The organism is Paenibacillus sp. B2(2019) (genome assembly GCF_008370385.1).
Lineage (GTDB): Bacteria > Bacillota > Bacilli > Paenibacillales > Paenibacillaceae > Paenibacillus_AQ.
In genome coordinates this window covers 159,822-178,468 of sequence record NZ_VTZR01000032.1, presented here as the reverse complement: position 1 = coordinate 178,468, position 18,647 = coordinate 159,822, and the positions used below count along the sequence as shown (strand labels likewise).

General features: G+C 46.7%; 16 protein-coding genes. 2 read left to right on the top strand and 14 right to left on the bottom strand.

The features are described from left to right. Positions 1 to 76 precede the first annotated feature (76 nt). The gene (locus PAENI_RS30945) at positions 77 to 991 is read left to right on the top strand and encodes an ArsR/SmtB family transcription factor (RefSeq protein ID WP_042186033.1); all 915 of its coding nucleotides are present in this window, start codon (positions 77 to 79) and stop codon (positions 989 to 991) included. 44 nt (positions 992 to 1,035) lie between these two features. Here PAENI_RS30945 and PAENI_RS30940 read toward each other — a convergent pair whose 3' ends face one another. The 3 genes from PAENI_RS30940 to PAENI_RS30930 form a co-directional block, all read right to left on the bottom strand. Then, a complete protein-coding gene (locus PAENI_RS30940; protein ID WP_042186032.1) occupies positions 1,036 to 1,323 on the bottom strand; it encodes a hypothetical protein in 288 nt (95 codons plus the stop codon). Between the two features lie 12 nt (positions 1,324 to 1,335). Continuing rightward, the gene (locus tag PAENI_RS30935; RefSeq protein WP_149647899.1) at positions 1,336 to 2,832 is read right to left on the bottom strand and encodes an alpha-N-arabinofuranosidase; all 1,497 of its coding nucleotides are present in this window, start codon (positions 2,830 to 2,832) and stop codon (positions 1,336 to 1,338) included. Between the two features lie 107 nt (positions 2,833 to 2,939). Beyond that, positions 2,940 to 3,647: a DUF421 domain-containing protein gene (locus PAENI_RS30930; protein ID WP_149647898.1), complete on the bottom strand. Its 708-nt coding sequence runs from the start codon at positions 3,645 to 3,647 to the stop codon at positions 2,940 to 2,942. 51 nt (positions 3,648 to 3,698) lie between these two features. Between PAENI_RS30930 and PAENI_RS32135 the strand changes: the two genes are divergently transcribed. Then, on the top strand, positions 3,699 to 4,103 hold the full coding sequence (locus PAENI_RS32135) for a type 2 periplasmic-binding domain-containing protein (RefSeq protein WP_188114762.1): 405 nt from the start codon (positions 3,699 to 3,701) through the stop codon (positions 4,101 to 4,103). Positions 4,104 to 4,124: 21 nt separating this feature from the next. Here the strand turns inward: PAENI_RS32135 and PAENI_RS30920 are convergent, their stop codons facing one another. From PAENI_RS30920 to PAENI_RS30870, 11 genes are all read right to left on the bottom strand, one after another. Next, complete coding sequence (locus PAENI_RS30920) at positions 4,125 to 5,606, bottom strand: sensor histidine kinase (RefSeq protein WP_262495796.1); 1,482 nt, start codon at positions 5,604 to 5,606, stop codon at positions 4,125 to 4,127. Next, positions 5,573 to 6,259: a response regulator transcription factor gene (locus PAENI_RS30915; protein ID WP_149647897.1), complete on the bottom strand. Its 687-nt coding sequence runs from the start codon at positions 6,257 to 6,259 to the stop codon at positions 5,573 to 5,575. The genes PAENI_RS30920 and PAENI_RS30915 overlap by 34 nt, the downstream gene beginning before the upstream one ends. 139 nt (positions 6,260 to 6,398) lie before the next feature. Next, positions 6,399 to 7,754, bottom strand: coding sequence for an erythromycin esterase family protein (locus PAENI_RS30910; RefSeq protein ID WP_149647896.1), 1,356 nt, complete (start codon positions 7,752 to 7,754; stop codon positions 6,399 to 6,401). Positions 7,755 to 7,862: 108 nt separating this feature from the next. Beyond that, positions 7,863 to 8,306 carry a signal peptidase II gene (gene lspA, locus PAENI_RS30905; RefSeq protein ID WP_262495795.1) on the bottom strand — a complete coding sequence of 148 codons (444 nt, stop codon included), beginning with the start codon at positions 8,304 to 8,306 and terminating at the stop codon, positions 7,863 to 7,865. Between the two features lie 253 nt (positions 8,307 to 8,559). Then, the gene (locus PAENI_RS30900; protein WP_149647894.1) at positions 8,560 to 10,392 is read right to left on the bottom strand and encodes a glycoside hydrolase family 35 protein; all 1,833 of its coding nucleotides are present in this window, start codon (positions 10,390 to 10,392) and stop codon (positions 8,560 to 8,562) included. 24 nt (positions 10,393 to 10,416) lie between these two features. Further along, the gene (locus tag PAENI_RS30895; protein WP_262495794.1) at positions 10,417 to 11,694 is read right to left on the bottom strand and encodes an alpha-L-fucosidase; all 1,278 of its coding nucleotides are present in this window, start codon (positions 11,692 to 11,694) and stop codon (positions 10,417 to 10,419) included. A 116-nt stretch (positions 11,695 to 11,810) separates the two neighbouring features. Further along, positions 11,811 to 13,208 (bottom strand): ABC transporter substrate-binding protein, encoded by a 1,398-nt coding sequence (locus tag PAENI_RS30890; protein ID WP_149647893.1) that lies wholly within the window; start codon positions 13,206 to 13,208, stop codon positions 11,811 to 11,813. 141 nt (positions 13,209 to 13,349) lie between these two features. After that, entirely contained in the window at positions 13,350 to 14,186 is an 837-nt protein-coding gene (locus tag PAENI_RS30885; RefSeq protein ID WP_149647892.1) for a carbohydrate ABC transporter permease, read from the bottom strand. 15 nt (positions 14,187 to 14,201) lie between these two features. Continuing rightward, positions 14,202 to 15,131 (bottom strand): carbohydrate ABC transporter permease, encoded by a 930-nt coding sequence (locus PAENI_RS30880; protein ID WP_042125419.1) that lies wholly within the window; start codon positions 15,129 to 15,131, stop codon positions 14,202 to 14,204. Between the two features lie 170 nt (positions 15,132 to 15,301). Further along, positions 15,302 to 16,885: a response regulator transcription factor gene (locus PAENI_RS30875; protein ID WP_149647891.1), complete on the bottom strand. Its 1,584-nt coding sequence runs from the start codon at positions 16,883 to 16,885 to the stop codon at positions 15,302 to 15,304. Beyond that, the gene (locus PAENI_RS30870) at positions 16,878 to 18,608 is read right to left on the bottom strand and encodes a sensor histidine kinase (RefSeq protein WP_149647890.1); all 1,731 of its coding nucleotides are present in this window, start codon (positions 18,606 to 18,608) and stop codon (positions 16,878 to 16,880) included. The genes PAENI_RS30875 and PAENI_RS30870 overlap by 8 nt, the downstream gene beginning before the upstream one ends. Positions 18,609 to 18,647: the final 39 nt, after the last annotated feature.

The following is an 18,647-nucleotide window of genomic DNA, read 5'->3' as shown; positions in this document are numbered from 1 at the left end:
ACCTTCGTATTGTAAAACAAGCATTTAAATAATATAATCATTAACTATACGTCTTGAACTAAATTGGAGGCCATCTATGAAACTTGACCTGTCGGAAGAATCTCTTCCCGTCTACGAAGCTTTAGCCAGTTCAGTTCGTCTGCACCTGCTGCGCTTGCTTGCCGAGAACCCAATGAATGTCAAGGAATTGGCCGCAGCGGTAAATTTGAGCAGCGCCATTATGACAATGCATGTGCGTAAGCTAGAAGCTGCAGGACTTATCCAGACACATATGGCACCTGGACGAAGTGGTCTGCAAAAGATCTGTACGCTGGCTGCTGAAAGTGCCGAGATCACCTTTCCAGGCAGACAAATTAATGAGCGCAAAAGTTACCGCAAGGAGATTCCTGTTGGACATTATTCCGACTTCATGATCGAGCCTACCTGCGGTCTTGCCACTACAGAGCAAGTGATTGGCAGCTTTGATGATCCCCGTTATTTCTGGGATCTCGAGCGTATGAATGCTGGTATTCTCTGGTTCGGCAAAGGATATATCGAATATAAAATTCCTAACTTCCTTCTCTCCAGTCAACAGCCCGAGGAGCTAATCATTACGATGGAGATTGCCTCCGAAGCGCCTTCCATTAATAATAATTGGCCCTCCGACATCACTTTCACACTGAACGGAGTACAACTTGGATTCTGGACAAGTCCGGGTGACTACGGAGATAGACGTGGTAAATACACGCCAGCTTGGTGGCCAGCACTCACGAATCAATACGGCCTTCTTAAGCAGCTGCGCATTACATCTAAAGGCACGTTTATGGACGGCCTGAAACTGTCCGACGTTACGCTGGATCAAGTGAACATTCGCAACAAGCAATGGACTTTCAAGCTTTCCGTCGATGAAGAGGCCGAGCATATTGGCGGCATTACCCTTTTTGGCAAAGGCTTTGGCAACTATAATGATGATCTAATCGTTGAGCTGTTCTACACAGATACCCATGAATAAAGCCGCATTCATCTCCCGTTGGAGAGTCGAATGCGGCTCTTATTTTACCTTATTTCATGTTCAATGAAGGGTCCCCATAATCCGCCACCAGGCAGTGGACAGCCACGTTCCTTAAGCTTAGCTACAACAGGAATAATGCATCCACAAGCTACGCAAGTCACACTCTCATGCAGCTTAGGACAAGTCCCGCAAAGAGAAATCCGTTCAGCATAAACCTCATCTGGAACACAAAGCTCTGTCTTAAACATGGATGATGACAAGATTCGCTCTATCTGTGCATCGGTAACCTTATAATCGTCGCGGCACCCCTTGCATGCAGATGTTGTTGACATGATAACACCACCTTATGCCTTCGGCGTAATCTCCAGCACAGTTACTGACATTGGAGCCAGCTCTACATTAAGAAGATCACCTTCAAGTGTAAAGGCTGTAAAAGCTTGCGGTACGACAGCATCTGGCTGACTAAATGTATTATGAGCATCTATCTTGTTACCTGTGAGCGTAGTGCCTGTCACTTCAACCTTCTGCCCGGAAAGGCCACGTAGCTCGAGGGGTACAGTAGCTGATGCAGCGTGATTCAAGTTGCAAAGACTGACATGAATGATCCCAGCGTCTGTTACGGAAGCTGAAGCAGATACTTCAGGAATCTCGCTGCCCTCAAAACTGTAAGTCCCACTATCGATTGTTAAATCCAACAACTCAGCATCCTGATGGACTTTAAACATATTGAATACATGATAGGTAGGCGTTAGCAGCATTTTTTCTCCTTCGGTTAAAATCACTGCTTGAAGCACGTTAATGGTCTGCGCAATATTTGCCATCCGTACCCGGTCACTGTGTTTATGGAAAATATTCAGGGTTACGCCAGCTACAAGGGCATCCCGAATTGTATTTTGTTGATATAGGAATCCTGGATTCGTACCCGGCTCAACATCATACCAAGTTCCCCATTCGTCAACGATAAGGCCTACTCTTTTTTCCGGGTCATATTTGTCCATAATAACGCCATGTTTAGTAATCAGCTCATCCATGCGAAGGGCCTTCTCTAAAGTGCTAAACCATTCACTAGTTTCAAAGCCTGTTGCTGCCCCTTTATTCTCCCATGCTGGACCAGGAATCGTATAATAATGAAGGGTAATCGAGTCCATAAAGCGTGTAGCTTCACGCATTAGAACTTCCATCCAGTGATAATCGTCCACGTTAGGACCACAAGCGATCCGATGAATACGATTGTCCCCGTAATTACGTACATACGTCTGATATTGGCGATAAAGATCTGCATAATATTCTGGACGCATATTCCCGCCGCAGCCCCAATTCTCATTACCAACGCCAAAATAAGTGACAGCCCAAGGCTCTTGATGACCGTTCTGCTGGCGAAGCTCAGACATCGGTGAGACACCGCCAAAGGTTAAATACTCTACCCATTCGGACATCTCTTGAACCGTACCACTTCCCACATTACCATTGATATAAGGTTCACATTCCAGCATCTCACATAATTCCATAAATTCATGTGTTCCAAAATGGTTGTTCTCAACCGTACCGCCCCAATGCGTATTGATCATACGTTTACGAGCTTCGCGATCACCAATACCATCTTTCCAATGATATTCATCTGCAAAACATCCACCCGGCCAGCGAAGTACTGGAATCTGTATTTCTTTAAGCGCTTTCACAACATCATTACGAATACCGTTAGTGTTAGGAATCGGTGAATCTTCTCCGACCCAAATGCCTTCATAAATACAACGTCCTAGATGCTCAGAGAAGTGTCCATAAATATTTTTGTTTATCGTACCCTTGCGAATGTCTGTGTTAAGGATTGCGCGATCTGCCATGAATAAACTCCGCCCTTCAACATTTATATTTTTATTAACTAATTAATATTTATACAAACATTATAGAGCGGTCCTCAGCGATCCGTCAATCTCCAATATGAATGAATCTATTCTTTATCAATCGGTTTGTTTATCCCGTCTTCATAATAATCAAAAACGAGCTGCCGTTGCGTTCCTCTTACCCCGTAAAATACGTCAGAGATCCGTTTCCCCTTCCGTCTTAATTCATTCTCCAGCCATTCTTTGGTCAGTCCATTATTCTCAAGATTCTCTTCAATGAGGACGCCATCCATAATTAACTCAACAGGAAAGCTCTGAGGAACCGAAAGAAGCTTCAAATCTTTTCGAGTAACATATTGATACTCTTGTTTCTTTAAGACGGATACCATTCCGTTATCTTCTAATACGGCATACTCTACTGCCTCTAAATTAAAAATTTCTTTTTCCCTCAGTGCCTGATCCAAGGAGTCTAGTGAATACCTTACCTTTTTCATATTCCCTTCAAGAATTTTCCCGTTTTCGATAAGTACCGTAGGTGAACCAGAGATCCAGCTTCTCATTTTACGACTCTTTATAGCTATGATAGATAGTAGAAAAGACGTAGCAGTTATAACAATGAGCGCCACGATCATATATGACGACTTCAGGTCTTTATTAAAAGCCAAGTTCGACGCAAGCGATCCCAATATAATGCCTGTAACGAAATCATGAAACGTCAAATTAGAAATCGTTTGTTTACCCAATATCTTAGCTATCACTAGCAGCATGATCATAGCGACCACAGTACGAAGAACAATATCCATATGCGCCTGCATCTCTAATGCTCCTTTCTATTCAATCCCCTATTATTCACAAACCAAGGTGAAATGAAACGTCATTACAATCGGTTTAATTTTAAGAGGTCATCCGGAGACTTCTGTAAACGTCAAAAGGGCTCTGGAATGGTTCTACTGAACCGTCCCAAAGCCCTAGCTACGAATGCTTATTTTTCAGTCTTGATTGCAAGCAGATTGTGCAGAATCATTGCGCTTTCAGCTCGAGTTGCTGAGCCTCCCGGATCGACTGCAGCTTTCGATCCTCCATTGACATACGCATCTTCAGAAACATACAGCTTCGTTTTTGCCGCTTTGTCTGGTTCCGAATCGGAAGGCTCGGTGCAGTACCATCCCGATCATTACCGCCATGTGACCGTACAGTTCATCTATCGACGGGATCATTTCAAGACAAGCGCGTTCCATAAATTTATCGAATTATTGCAGCAAAAAGCCTGAAGACTCGTATGATGAGTTTCTTCAGGCTTTTTTACATGGCACCGTTATGATCACCTGTGCGCCGCCTTCGACACGGTTTCCTGCTTCGATATGCCCTCCGTGCTTTGTAATGAGCAACTGTGCTGTATACAATCCAAGCCCGGAATGACCTTTGTCTAGAGATCTAGACGGATCGCCCGTGTAGAATTTATCGAACATCCGCCGCAAATCAAGAGCGCTGAACCCCTTCCCCGTATCCTTCATGTCAAAGGTAATCTGCGTCTCCTCTACGATGACCGTCCACTCGATCCTTCCCTCCACTGGCGTAAATCGTAAGCTATTGGTAATCACGTTATCGAATACTTGCTCCAACCGGGATGTATCCACAAGAAACTGCTGTTCTTGGTCGCATCGCCTATTCACATAAGAGAAGTCAAAAGCAATCCACTTCTCACGGCATAACAATGCGTATTCATCTTTTTTCCGCTCACAGAAGGCGAGTAAATCCGCTCTCGTATACTGGAGGACAAAATCAGGCGTGTCGATTTTATTCATGAACAGCAATTCCGTCAGCATTTTGTCCGCACGCTGCGTACTGTTCTGAATGGTTAACAAGTACTTCTCCAGCCGTTCGGGACGGCGTGCACCGCTCTCGATTAAATTATCTACATGACCTTGAATGATCGTCAGCGGCGTCCGCAAATCATGGGCAATCGCAGAGATCATGTCGCGTCTCTCCTGCTCCAGCTTCCACTCCCACTTCAAGGATTGCTCCAGCGCGATCCGCATCTCTTCGAAGGCATCGGAGAGCTCGATCAGCTCCTTCGACCCACCTGCTCCTGCGACGGAGAAATTCAGGTCATTCTGCTGGATTCGTCTAGCTCCCCCGATGATCCGTGCGATCGACGGTTCGAGCCGTTTACCCAATTTTCTCGCGAAAATAAAAGAGAACAAGACGATGAAGAAGAACGGTGCGATCAAACTGCACAAAATAAGCATAACGAGCAGCCCGTTTCCAGGGTTGTTGGAGGATACACTTAAACTGTATCGTAGCACCAGCATCCCCTTTAATTTTTTCTGCGAATCAAGGATCGGGTGGTAATTGATATATTTCCCGCCCTGTTTCTCGCTGCGGTTCAGCTTGCTTAGCACATCCTCCGGGCTGTTGACGAAGGTCTGCCCCTTCCAGCCGTAGACGATTTGCCCCTTCAGATTCACGATTTGATACTGCATGCCTTTCGTCAGAATAACATGTTCCAACGCATTCTGCTTCGAAGGAGATAATAAGGCGTCTTTTTGCTGATCTACATAACCTAGAATCTGGGGAATTTGCTGCTCATAATAATTGGCTGGTAGAATGCTCTTGTCCGTTTGATTAATCAAAACATAAAGCGTACTGCCCCAAACCAGCATCGAGCCGATGAAGCTATAGAAAAGAACGAGTGTAAATGCGCCCATAAACTGTCTGCGCAGCGGTTTTCGACTTGCCTTTACTTCCTTTCGAATCTGTACCCTACCCCCCATACCGTTGTAACAAAGGTCTTCTCCGGTGCTGCGCACGCCAGCTTCGCCCGGATATTTTTGATATGTTCGGTGATTGTGGCTGCTTCTCCCTCCGCATCGAATCCCCAGATCTTCTCATAGATTTGTTCCCGCGAGAATACTTGATTCGGATGCATGAAGAGAAGCCGGAACAATTCGAACTCCCGGCTGGTCAGCGGAATCGGGAGGTTCTGGTAGAATACCTGATGGCTGTCCAGATCCATCGTGAGATCGCCATGATGCAGCAGCTTCGGTTGACGATCAAGATGGCTCCGCTGCTCCCGACGAAGATGCGCTCTTATTCTCGCCTTCAATTCTTGCATGCTAAAAGGCTTCACGATATAGTCATCGCCACCGACGGCGAGTCCTTGGATCCGATCCGCTTCATTGGAGCGCGCGCTTAAGAACAGAATCGGACACGAGACCCGGTCACGTATCGCTTGGCATACTTCGAGCCCATCGAGATGCGGCATCATAATATCCAGGATGATTAAGTCAGGCGTCTCTCCCAGTCGATCGAACACTTCCTTGCCGTCATAAGCCACTGATACCTCATACCCATCATCCTGAAGCGCATCGCGCATAAATCCGACGATTTCTCGCTCATCATCGGCGATTAATATCTTTTCTCTCATCTCTTGAATTTCCTTTCGCGTCTATCAATCTAGCAGCTTTATCCCCTCATTGTACCTTCTTGTGCGCCAAAAATCCCCCTGCAGCGGCACACACGGTGTTCACGACAGGGGAACAATTAAATTTTCAGGTATAACCGAGTTAGAGCTTCGTTGTCGGTTCTTTGACTTTATCGAAGACGATGATCCCGTCATATTGCTCTTTTGGAATGAATCGCATCGACATCGGCATAATGATCTCGGACGTCATGCCATCCTCGGCTGCATAGATCGGTTTGAACATCCAAGCATTATTTTTGTTCGGAGACTTGTGCTTGGATAGATCCGCAAACGCAATCTTATAACCGCTCTGCATCATCAGCTGTTCCAGACTCCCCTTCGGCATCGGCTGAATATCGAAGATCTTCTGTGTCGTAATCGTGCTCGCCTTACCGCTGTTCATGTATAGACCCAACACGTAGACCTTATCCTTTAGCTTCTTATGCAGCAATTCTCCCATGCTTGTAAAGCTATTGATCCATTTCCCTTGTTCTTTCGTTTCGATTTTGGACGTATTCTTCGCCAGATGATCGTTATGCGCCCATAAAATCACTTTTTTGCCGGGATACATCACCTTCATTAACCACTCCACGTTGTCAGCCATGATCCGATCACGGAATTCATAGCTTTCCTTCGTATCGTACATCCCCATCTCGATGAATTTGACCCGATCCTCCAACGTCTTGACAGCGATATCCACCATCCGCGGGTTCGCAGGGTAGGCGGCTGCAAGTTGTTCTTTGTTCTCTTGGATGAACTGGATCAACGCCTTGTATTTCGGTTCGTACGCATCCTTCACCTTCTTGATTTCTGCTTTCGCCTCCGGATGACTATCGTCCATGCCATATTGGTTGAGCACCTTATAGAAATCCGTCATTGCTTGCATTTCGAAGTTGAAATAATTCTCGCCCTGATCCTTGTCTACCTTGGCAATCCAACCGGCAATAAATTGCGTTAAGTACCCTGATGTGAACTGCATGTCATAACCTGCTAGATATAAGGGATCGTTCGTCCCTTGCTTCTTCTTGATGTAATCGAATAAATTCAGAGTCTCCTTGGAATGCCAGATGGGAAAAATTGAACGCTCCATCATTTGTTGCGATGTCCATGTTCCTGCATTATCATACGTCATGAAGGAATCCCCAAGGCCCGACTCAAATGCAATCACGTCAAAATCCAGCTCTTCGTGTAAATATTTGATCAACCTTGTCTTCATGCTGCTGTATTCTGCGACACGGTGAAAGTTCTCGCCAAGGCTAATGACCGTCTTATCTTTCAAGATCGGCTTCAGAAACGCTAAATCTTTATAGTCCGATGACGTCAAAGATTTAATCTCTTGAATATTCTCCTTCGACCCCGTAATTTTCTGCGCGGTCGCCGAGGCGCTCACTGGCGATAGTAATAGTGAAAATGCTAGGCCCAGGGAAATGATACCTGTTAATCGTTTCGTTGCTTGCATGTTGAATGTTCTCCTCCTTCGAAATCTGTTATTACGTCGTTCTCTTACCATGCAGAGACATCGTAACAGGAACTTCTAAGGAATCTATAAAGATAAGAGAATAATTCCTCAATGCGCGTGACAGACCCGCTTTTTCACGAATCTCACTGCCATATTTAAGACGAGCAGGATCATCCCGATGTTGATCGCATAATCCGCTAGATTGAGAATGCCTCTCCCCGATCGAGACATGATAAAATCCGTGACCTGCCCGAACACCAGTCGATCAATCCCGTTGCCAACCGCACCGCCGACCAAGAAACCAGCGATCATATCCGCCAATCGGCCTTTCCAGGCACCCATGCTGCGATAATAGAACACACCGATGACGAACAAGATGGCGATCACCCCGAATAACCACGCATAACCTTGGAATAAACTGAAAGCCATCCCGCTATTCTCATAATGTGTAATCTCCCATCGTCCGAAGAACAAGCTATCTCCGATATCCAGGTTCATCCGAATCCAAATTTTCGAGACCTGATCGATCAAGATCACGACCATCGCGATCATACAAAACCACATAGCGACACCCACTTTCTTCTCAGCCTATGAACAACCATGTAGCTGCCTTGTGCTCATCATACTACAAAACCATGTGGCATCGAAAAATAAAGGCACGCCCGAAGGAGTGCCTTTCAGGTATTCTTATATTGACTGCTCGTCTTCATTTTTTTGTAAAATAATGAAAGAAAACGCAGGTTTCTTGTGTCTAATGGCTGAGAGGATAGGGGAATGATTTCTATGACGGCAAAGCTAAAAATGTCTACAAGTTATCTTCCTGCACAAAATTCAGCACGGCATCGTCGACGGCTGAAGTTCTTCCCAGATCAGGGCAATTCACAAGCTCAATTTCACAAGTCTCCGCACAGCCGTGCAGTTCAAAAAGAACCAGTTCATTACGACCTTTGCGCAGCAATGGACCGGGGATATATAGGGCCCTTTGCGGTCCTGCGTTCCAGTAGCGGCCCAGATTAAATCCGTTGATCCAGGCAACCCCTTTTTTCCATCCATCGAACCGTAGAAAAGTATCGCCAATTTCCTCCGCCTCAAAGCAGCCCCGGTAGAATCCGGGCAAACCCGAAAGTGCCGCAGCTTCTTGCTTCTCCACCGGCTGCTCCTTGTACTCAAGTGAAGCCAGCGTTCCCGGTTCTAACGGAAGTGTACGGATCGTCCAGTTATATTGCAGCTGGTTATCGATTCGAACCCCGTCCAGAATTCCTTTCGGATCACGAATGAGCGGCCCATAATTAATCCGACCCATATTCTCGACGAGAATATCCAGCTGCGCTCCTCCGGCAGGAATGGAAAGTTCAAGTGGCTGCGGATTCCAGCGTTCAATGACCCCAAGTACCTGTCCATCCAGGAAAACCTGCGCCCGATCACGCACACCTTCGATGTAAAGCTTCTGCCTGGACCGTGGTCCCTGCACATAAGTGCTGTACAATATAAAACCATAGGATTGTCCCAGCTTTTCCATCGGCTGCACACACACACTGTTCACCGGCTCGGATAACTTCTCCAGATTGGAGGCTGTGAATAGTTCCGCTCTTTCCATCAAGGCAACTTTCCCGTAGGAGATCTTCGGAATCGGCTCAGGGAGCGGACAAGTCGGTGCAAATCCATGTTTGCCCAGTACCGACCGAACAGCTTCAAATTTCGCCGTCGTATCTCCCCATTCCGTGAGCGGGGCATCATAATCATAGCTTGTAGTCGTCGGCTCGTAGGCGACGATATGATTCGCCCCATTATAGAAGCCAAAATTGGTCCCGCCGTGGAACATGTACATATTGAGTGAGGAGCCGTGTGTCAGGATATCATCCAGAACGCCAGCAACATCTTCGGCATCGCGCACATGATGATCCTCCATCCAATGATCGAACCAGCCGTTCCAATATTCCATCACCATCAGCGGCTCTTCAGATCGGTACTCCCGGTACTTGCGGAAGGATTCCTCTGCACAGGAGCCAAAATTAACTGTAGCATGCACATCTTCCAGTGTTCCGCCGAGCAACATTTCATCGGTTGGTCCGTCGGAGGTAAAGAGCAATACATCAACCCCTCTGCTGAGGAGTCCATTACGCATATATCTCAGGTAACTACTGTCATTGCCATAGCTGCCATATTCATTCTCTACCTGGACGGCCAGAATCGGCCCGCCATGTGTGGACAGCAGCGGAACCAGCCGAGGAATCAGCTCATCGTAATACCGGTCCACCTTGCTTAAATAAAGAGGATCACAGCAGCGAAGCTGAAGTTCACTGTAAGCCAGCAGCCAGGCCGGCAGACCACCGAATTCCCATTCCGCACAGATGAATGGACTCGGTCTGACAATAACATGAAGCCCAAGCTCTCCGGCCAATTCAATAAAAGAGACCACATCGGCCATGCCATCAAATACGAACTCTCCTTCCTTGGGTTCATGCATATTCCAGGCGATATAGGTCTCCACGGTATTGAATCCGCAGGCTTTCAATTTCAGCAGCCGGTCTTTCCAGTATTCAGGCACAACCCGAAAATAATGAATGGCTCCCGATACGATCCGGTAAGGCTGTCCGTCCAGCAAATAGTGTCCGTCGTTCCAAGTGAGTAGGCTCATTATCGACGACCTCCTTTTTAGCATTTATTCTAACGATTCCCCACAGTGGTAGACGGCAAGCCGTCTAATCTTAGGGCTTGCGGCAGCCACTGGCACCCGTAGTCGTATCTTCTCTGCGCATACCGGAGGGAAGGCGTCGATTTTCTTATGGCCAATCGCGCTGCCACGTTTCAACTCCAGCCACGCTCCGTCACTGAATGCTTCCAGCACATATTCGCTCACTCTCTCGCCATAAGCGATGTCTTCCATTATCTCAGCGTGGTCAATCACAGTAGCTGCAGCAGGCAATTCCAGCTCAATAAGATCTCCAGTGCCTACCGTTACGGCTAGTGCCTTGCCGAATCTACGCCCTATTTCCTTGCCAAATTCCAGCAGTCGCTGCACATCGGCCTCTGGAAGCAGCCCGCGATTGTCAGGGGCCACATTGAGCAGCAAAGTCGCCCCATGTCCGACCGAACGATAATAGATATCCATTAGCTGCTCCAGAGACAGCAGCAGATGCTCTTCCTGAGGATGCCAGAACCAGCGGTCTTTACGGATGGGCACATCGCATTCCGCAGGCACCCAGCTCGGTGTTCCGGGAAGCCAGTTCAATGAGGCTTCACTGAACATGCTACCCCGAGCGGAATCCGCAGTGTTCCAGCATGGATAAGGAGCAAGGCCATCCTCATTGCCAACCCAGCGAATCGTTGGTGCCCCCATATTAAACACCATAGCACTTGGCTGATATTGTTTGATCAGATCCATAATTCGCCGCCAATCGTAATTACGGCCCTCAGATCCTGCACCGTCGAACCAAATCTCCGTAAGTGGGCCATAGCCCGTAAGTAGCTCCTGCAATTGCAGGCAATAGAAATCATCATACGCTTGCGGATCCGCATAACATGGCTCATGTCTGTCCCATGGAGACAAATAAATGCCGAAGCCTAGTCCAAGTTCACGGCAAGCCTCCGCGCACTCCCTGACAACATCGCCTCGCCCTTCTTTCCATGGGCTGGAGGCAACAGAATAAGTGCTTGTTGCAGTCGGCCACAGGCAGAAGCCGTCATGATGCTTAGCGGTCAGTATAAAATAACGGAATCCAGCTTCTTTAGCTGCACTAACCCATTGGCGGGCATCCAGATGAAGCGGGTTGAAAAGCGTAGGTGAATCGCTGCCTTCTCCCCACTCCTGATCGCAAAACGTGTTCATTCCAAAATGGCAGAACATCCCCAGCTCCAGATCCTGCCACTCCATCTGTTCCCTAGAAGGCAACGCTGCTTGCTCTTCGGACTTGTTCTTTGAAGAAATGCTTTCCATCATTTGTATACTCTCCCGTATATTTGTGTAAGCCCAATGTATAAATAAGGCTTTGGAAAGCCGGTTGATGACCTTCCAAAGCCCCGTCCCCAACTTGGGATACCTCGCTTATTGCCTATTTACTTGATGACACCTTTTTCGTTGATAATTTTCGTTGCTTCACCAACCATCCATTGCTGCACCTTATCAATCGATTCATTTCCAAGCATGAATCTGCTGAAGCCGTCATCGATAATTTTGGTCAATTCGGACGTTGCCGTCGTCATCACCTGCGCACCGTCAAGGAATTGAATTTCGTTATCGAAAAGTGTGTATTTGAGTGAATCCATATCATACATATCTTCTTTGCCAGCGACCAATTTAGTCAGCAAGGTCTCATTGTCAGCTTTTTTATATCCGGAGAATTCCAGTCTGTTATCACTAACAGCCGTAGACATAAATCTCATCAATTTGAAGGAAGCCTCTTTGTTCTTTGAAGTTGCGCCCATCGCCAGCATGTTGCCGCTGGTGAAGTATTTGCCTTCATAGTCTTTCGGTTCCGATCCTGCAGGAGGCACCGGTACCGGAGCAAAGGCTGTCTTGAATTCATGCGGATACTGCTCGGTGTTACCTGGATCAGCAATCGTCCAGTTGCCAGCCAAGATCATAGCGGCTTCTTCATTGAAGAATTCGGTACGATAGTTAAGCTTAGCGGCAAGAGCGTCTGCATAAGATTTCGCAGATTTATCAGCAGACTCCATATCTTTACGCAGCTGGAAGAAATACTTATATGTCGGATCCGCGAAGATTGTCGTCCCGTCATCATATACGAACGGGTCTTTCATCATCGTTTGAGCTGGAGCGTTCATGTACAATTCCCAGGTGTGGAAATAAGTGCCGTAACGTTTGTCCACGCCTTCGCCTTTGGTCAGTTTTTTGGCATAGTCGCGGTAGTCATCCCATGTCCAGCCAAAAGTAGGTACAGACAGACCCGCTTCATCCAGTGCATCTTTGTTCAGCATCACGTAGTTGCTGCTCTTCGTATATTGCAACCCATAATAGTTGTTGTCGACCTTAGCATTCACATAATATTCATCCTCAGGAACGAGGTTATCTTTCTCATAGAATTCATTCAGCGGGGCAAGTGCTCCCCGAGTCGCCCGTTCAAGCACGCCTCCCAAGCTTGGCACCTGAACAACATCAATCGCTTCGCCGGAAGATATCAGGAAGTCGAGTTTCTTCAGCATCTCCACAGAATCACCGGGAACGAGTGTCACATGCTCTACCTTGATGCCTGGGTTCTGATCCATAAATTCCTGCAGCATAGCATCGGTACCAGCCGACTGGGCTTCATTATCCCAGTTGTAATACTTGATGGCGACTTGCTTGTCCACCTTGGTGTTCCCGGCATTCGTACCAGCTTCAGCATTCCCATTCTTTTCCGAGTTTCCGGAATTTCCACAGGCGCTTAGCGTTAAGGAAACCGCCAGCATGGAGCCCAGTACAACGGATAATCTTTTCTTGCTCTTTGTTTTCATTTTACTTCCCCCCGCACTGAATTTTAAGTATAGTGCCTTTTTCATTTCTTATTATAGGCATCCGCTTTACTGGCCAAGTGCACAATTTTGCTGTTGTAGGATCACATTTTTGACTTTTACTATCTATCGTACACCCGCAGGTCAGCCCTTTACGCCGCCAAGGGAGATTCCGTTAATGACTTGCTTTTGCAGGGCAATGAACACGATGACGAGCGGGATGATCGCCGAAACAGCTGCCGTCATCATAATCGCATAGTTGTTCGAATAATCGTCCCGGAACAGTGTCATACCGAGTGGGATAGTGTACAAATTCTTATTTAGTAAGAAGATCAGCGGATTCTGGTAATCATTCCAGGTCCAGATAAATTTGATGATCGCCACCGTAGCGAGCACCGGCTTGCAGAGCGGAATAATGATAGACCAGAATATCCGTAAATGGCCTGCACCGTCAATTCGCGCCGCTTCAATGTATTCGTCGCTGACACCAATCATAAATTGCCGCAGCAGGAACGTGAAGTAGATGGAGAACATACTCATTAAAATAATTGCAGCATGAGTATCATAAAGACCGAACCAGCGAATCAGCAGAAAGCGCGGAATCAGTGTGGCCTGGTCAGGTATAATCATGAATGACAGCAGCGCCAGAAACACCATATTTCGTCCTTTGAACTTGATTTTGGTCAAGGCGTACGCCGACATAGATGAAATGATAAGTGTAATTAAGGTTGTAATAATCGCAACTTTAAAGGAATTTAAATAGAAATGAGAAAAAGGTACTCGTCCCATCCAAACCATCTTGAAATTATACGCTACATTGATCTTCTCGGGAATCCATTGGATCGGGAAGCGCATAACATCTTTCTCATATTTAAAGGCTGCGGAAATCATCCAGATCAGAGGAATAAGAAATACAATGGACAAAGCCCCCATGATGCAGGTAGTGATCACTCTGGACATATTTTTTCTAATCATTTGCATGTTAATCTCCCCCCTTTATTCTTCATTTCTCATTTTCCAAGTAGCTGCGGTGATCAAGCCTATGACGGCGAATAGCAGCCAGGAAATTGCAGAAGCATAGCCCATGTTGTAGTATTTGAACCCTTCCTCATAGATCCTGAACACAAGCACGGTAGAAGAATTGTTCGGGCCACCTTCGGTCAAAAACGCGATGATGTCGAACACCTTAAACGAGCCAATCAGCATGGTTATAAGCAAGAAGAACGTGGTTGGACGCAGCATCGGAACCGTGATGGCAAAGAATTTCTTCAGTGCGCTAGCTCCATCTATTTCGGCGGCTTCGTAGATTTCATCGGAAATATTCGTCAAGCCGGCCATATAGATAATAATGGTGTAACCCAGACTCGCCCAAGAACTGATAATGGCAATCGATAACAGCGAGGTCTTTGGATCCACCAGCCATTTTGGAGGGCTGGAAATTCCAAGCTCCATCAAGAACTGATTGATCGGTCCAAGGGATGGATGGAACAATGCGCTCCATACAGCGGCAATTGCAATAATCGAAGAAATATAAGGGATAAAGAAGGCAACTTTGAAATAATTTTTAAGAAATACACTATTTTGAATCAATGCCGCCAGCACCAAAGCAATCGCAATCGGTATCGGCACGGTCATAATCATATAAATAGCATTGTTCTTCAAAGCTTGAATGATGCTCGGATCATGGAACATTTTGATATAGTTATCCAATCCGATAAACTCGATCCCTTGAACCCCCGACAATAGATCCCATTTCGAGAAGCTTAAATAAAGTGAGAATCCAAGTGCAAATACATTAAGAAAAAGCATTCCGACAATTTCCGGAGCTAGAAACAGCCACCCGGTCAAAGCCTCTTTCCGTTGCGGAGTCCAGAACTTCCGCTTCTCCTGCAGAATTTTTGGCACAGGTTGTTTTGCAGCCTCCACGTTGTATCACCTCGACAATTTGATTTGTCATTATAGTAATATATCCGCCTCCCGCATGAAGGAGTGATTATGACCCGAGATGTGCAAGATTTTGACCTTTGTCTTTCGACAACAAAAAAACCGCCCAAGATGGGCGGCGGGTTTATTCGGTAGGTTGAGATTTGCACTTCTCAGCGTACTGAGTGTTTGGATTTATATTCGCTCGGCGTAGTTCCCACATATTTTTTAAATACTTTTGAAAAATAGGTTCTGTCCGAATATCCCAGACCAACGGCCAGCGATTCCAGGTTTTGGCTGGAGATTTTCAGCATTTTGGTCGCAACCTTCATCTTGTGCTGATGTACATAGTCCGTAAAAGTCAGACCTGTCATGCGTTTGAAATAACGCGAGAAATAGCTCGGGTCCAGAAAGAGATAACGTGCCATATCGATTGAAGTGATGTTATCGCCAAGATGCTGATCGATAAATTGCTGGATAAGCTGCAGCTTGGGCTCCTGCGGGGGAGTTCCCGCCACCTGCTGTTTGTTGCCTGTAATCTGCACAAGCTTTCTTTCCACCAGTTCCATCGTATCCTCCAGTGTGCGGGTTTGCACGAGATAGACGAACAGATCCTCATCGAATGTTAGGCTAGTAAACATCAGCTCGATACCGCGGAGCATAAAGGATAAATCCCGGACGAAATCGCCCGGATGGATAGCCATAACTTTTGCAGTCCTAGCGATTTCCTGAAGAGTGCCACGGATGGCTTCAAGATCATTTTTAATCACGGCCCGTTCCATCTGCGGGATATAACTATCCAGAAATCCTTGAGGAGCAGGCTGGAAGCGAGGGGTAGCGATTTGCAGAGTATCCAGAACTGTGTATTCCGCACTCGCATAGAACTCGCACCTGTCCTGGACAATTTGCCGATGAATCTGTCCAATCGCCTGCAGCTCTATTTTCTCAGTGACTGCGATGATGCCCGGTTGAATCTTAAGGAGATGGGAGCACTCGGAACACAATCGCTGTAAATAATCATGAAAATAAAGACTGGCATTCTGCGCCAGATTCACACGGTAATTATACAGAATCACAATATTCTTCTGTTCCAAAAAAGGCGTAATCCCCTCACACGCTTCGGACAGCTCTAGGGCTATATTGTAGATGGCATATAAAATAAGTGGATACTCGCTCTGCTTGTACCTCTTCTCGAAACTGGAAAAGTGAATGCTGACCGTGCCCAGCATGAACCACGGGTACGTCCAGGATATGCCGATTTGCGCCGCATAGGCTAGCGTGGTTTCGGGCGGGGCGCCGCCAATCACCCTTTGCAGCAGATTCTGCCGGAATAACTGGCTGTTGTAACCCGTCTCCCCATGCTTGATTAATCCGATCTTCGATTTAAGCAAGCGTACAGACTTGGCAAGGCTTTTCTCCAGTTGCTCGTCCGTAAGCTGGTCCTTGATTAAATAGTCATCCACCTTCAGCTTTACCGCTTGCTGAGCATAATGGAAATCCTCATGACAGGTCAGGAAAATAATTCTGACCTCCGGCTTCATCCGGGTAAAGTAATCGGCCAGCTCAATCCCGTTCTTTTGCGGCAAGCCAATATCTGTAATCACGATGTCGGGCTGCACTTCCTCAAACATTAATAACGCCTTGGCACTGGAATAGGTGCTGCCGACAATCTGCAAGCTATGTGCTTCCCAGTCAATCATCTGCTGAAGCACCTTGAGCATAGGAACATCATCATCTATGAGCATCACTTTATACATCAATATCCCTCTCTCTCTCCGACAGATTAACCTGATGATTGCCTTGCGGCAAATACAGAGAAACGGACACCCCACCTTGCGGCAAATTATGCAGCGATAAGCGGGTATCCTGACCATAGGTCAGCCTCAGCCTTTGAACCACGTTAATTAAACCGACCCTTTGATAAGTTTCATCCTGTTCATCGTCCTTGTAGAGCAATCTGCGGTTCAGTCCTGCCAGAATTTCTGCCCCTGCTCCGCAGCCATTGTCTTCGACTTCAATCATAATCCCATCAGGGATCGTTCGCGCACGGACGACAATACGCGGTGCCGGGTGGTCTACTAGACCGTGAACGATAGCATTCTCTACGAGAGGCTGCAGAATAAGTTTAGGAACGATGAGCTTCTCTGTATCCGCTTCCAGATCGACCTCCAGTTCAAGAGGGATTTCGTTGCGGATCTTCATGATGTCGATATAATGACCAAGCAGTCTGCATTCTTCCCGTAAGCTAGCCGGTTCATTGACCTTCAGATAGGCACGGAGAAGACTCATTAGCGAATCAATGATCCCGCTGTGCAGCTTATCTTTAGCCAAAATAAGGCTACATTTGATCGAATTCAACGTGTTGATCAAAAAGTGGGGACGAATCTGCATAAAAAGCGCCTCAAGTTCCATCACTCGCTTCTGTTCTTGCTCCAGCTCGATGTCGTGAATCAATCCTTGCAGTTGATCCAGCATAGTATTCAATGTCTGCCCCAGCTCAGCGATTTCATCCTTGCCCTTGACCTCCAGCCTGACATCAAGATTCCCCATCCCGAACTGGCGCACAACGCGCTGCAGCTTCATGATCGGACTATGCAATCTTTTGGCAATCAGCATGGAAGTAGCCGAAAAGACAATAAACAAGAGAAGCACTAAACCAATACCACTATAAAAAGTTCGCGAAATCTGGCCCGACCATTCTTTCTCTGAAGCTTCATAGACCAGCTCCCAATTGGATTTATCGATGGCTCTGGCCGTACGCACGCTCCCTCTAGCTTCCTTGCCTTCTGGGGCTAGCTCTGAGTTCCCGGCGATCAGACCTCCTCTGGAATCAAACAACGCCAGCTTGCCAAACTCGACCGGCCCGAGCAATTTGTTGAAATAGGCATCGGGAATCGAGATGAGAAGCACGGACACCTGCTGTTTCTCCCGACTATCATAGATTACTCTGGCAATATAGTAGCTACTGCTTTTACCGGAACCGCTGTCGGCCATCCCAAGCCATTGCAAGGTCTCCGGTTCGTGAATATTGACACGTCCCATCAGCTTGTCCATGTTGGCATTAATCACGGATAAATTCTCAGTCCCAGACGAGATCACAAAGTGTTTCCGGTTGACCAAATACATGCGAATGTTATTATTTAGCGGCTTAGAGTTGATGAGCGAAAACACATCCTGAATTTGCGTAAAATGTACGTAATCCTGATAGGTGTTCAATCGCTCGGTATCTGCAAAGACCTTCAGATTGGCGCGAAAATTGGTATCGTTTACAATAAAATGCGATGCAAATGTCACATCATCAATGGTCTTGTTTAGTTCGTCAATCATAACGTTCAGAAAGTTATCGTTGCTGAGCTGCAGCTTTTCTACCATCGTATCCCGAATAAGCACAAAGGAGATGATCGATACTGCAATCAGCGGAATAAAAATCAGCAAAAGAAATGAAACCTGGATACGTCTATAGTAAGTGAATTTGAACATGTTTTCTCCGCGCCTCTCTCATGCTCTTTTCTTTTATTC

Coding starts and splice junctions, on each gene's coding strand:
- PAENI_RS30945 (WP_042186033.1), top strand. CDS start 77: ATGAAACTTGACCTGTCGGAAGAATCTCTTCCCGTCTACGAAGCTTTA.
- PAENI_RS30940 (WP_042186032.1), bottom strand. CDS start 1,323: ATGTCAACAACATCTGCATGCAAGGGGTGCCGCGACGATTATAAGGTT.
- PAENI_RS30935 (WP_149647899.1), bottom strand. CDS start 2,832: ATGGCAGATCGCGCAATCCTTAACACAGACATTCGCAAGGGTACGATA.
- PAENI_RS30930 (WP_149647898.1), bottom strand. CDS start 3,647: ATGCAGGCGCATATGGATATTGTTCTTCGTACTGTGGTCGCTATGATC.
- PAENI_RS32135 (WP_188114762.1), top strand. CDS start 3,699: ATGAAACGTCATTACAATCGGTTTAATTTTAAGAGGTCATCCGGAGAC.
- PAENI_RS30920 (WP_262495796.1), bottom strand. CDS start 5,606: ATGGGGGGTAGGGTACAGATTCGAAAGGAAGTAAAGGCAAGTCGAAAA.
- PAENI_RS30915 (WP_149647897.1), bottom strand. CDS start 6,259: ATGAGAGAAAAGATATTAATCGCCGATGATGAGCGAGAAATCGTCGGA.
- PAENI_RS30910 (WP_149647896.1), bottom strand. CDS start 7,754: ATGCAAGCAACGAAACGATTAACAGGTATCATTTCCCTGGGCCTAGCA.
- lspA (WP_262495795.1), bottom strand. CDS start 8,306: ATGATCGCGATGGTCGTGATCTTGATCGATCAGGTCTCGAAAATTTGG.
- PAENI_RS30900 (WP_149647894.1), bottom strand. CDS start 10,392: ATGAGCCTACTCACTTGGAACGACGGACACTATTTGCTGGACGGACAG.
- PAENI_RS30895 (WP_262495794.1), bottom strand. CDS start 11,694: ATGATGGAAAGCATTTCTTCAAAGAACAAGTCCGAAGAGCAAGCAGCG.
- PAENI_RS30890 (WP_149647893.1), bottom strand. CDS start 13,208: ATGAAAACAAAGAGCAAGAAAAGATTATCCGTTGTACTGGGCTCCATG.
- PAENI_RS30885 (WP_149647892.1), bottom strand. CDS start 14,186: ATGCAAATGATTAGAAAAAATATGTCCAGAGTGATCACTACCTGCATC.
- PAENI_RS30875 (WP_149647891.1), bottom strand. CDS start 16,885: ATGTATAAAGTGATGCTCATAGATGATGATGTTCCTATGCTCAAGGTG.
- PAENI_RS30870 (WP_149647890.1), bottom strand. CDS start 18,608: ATGTTCAAATTCACTTACTATAGACGTATCCAGGTTTCATTTCTTTTG.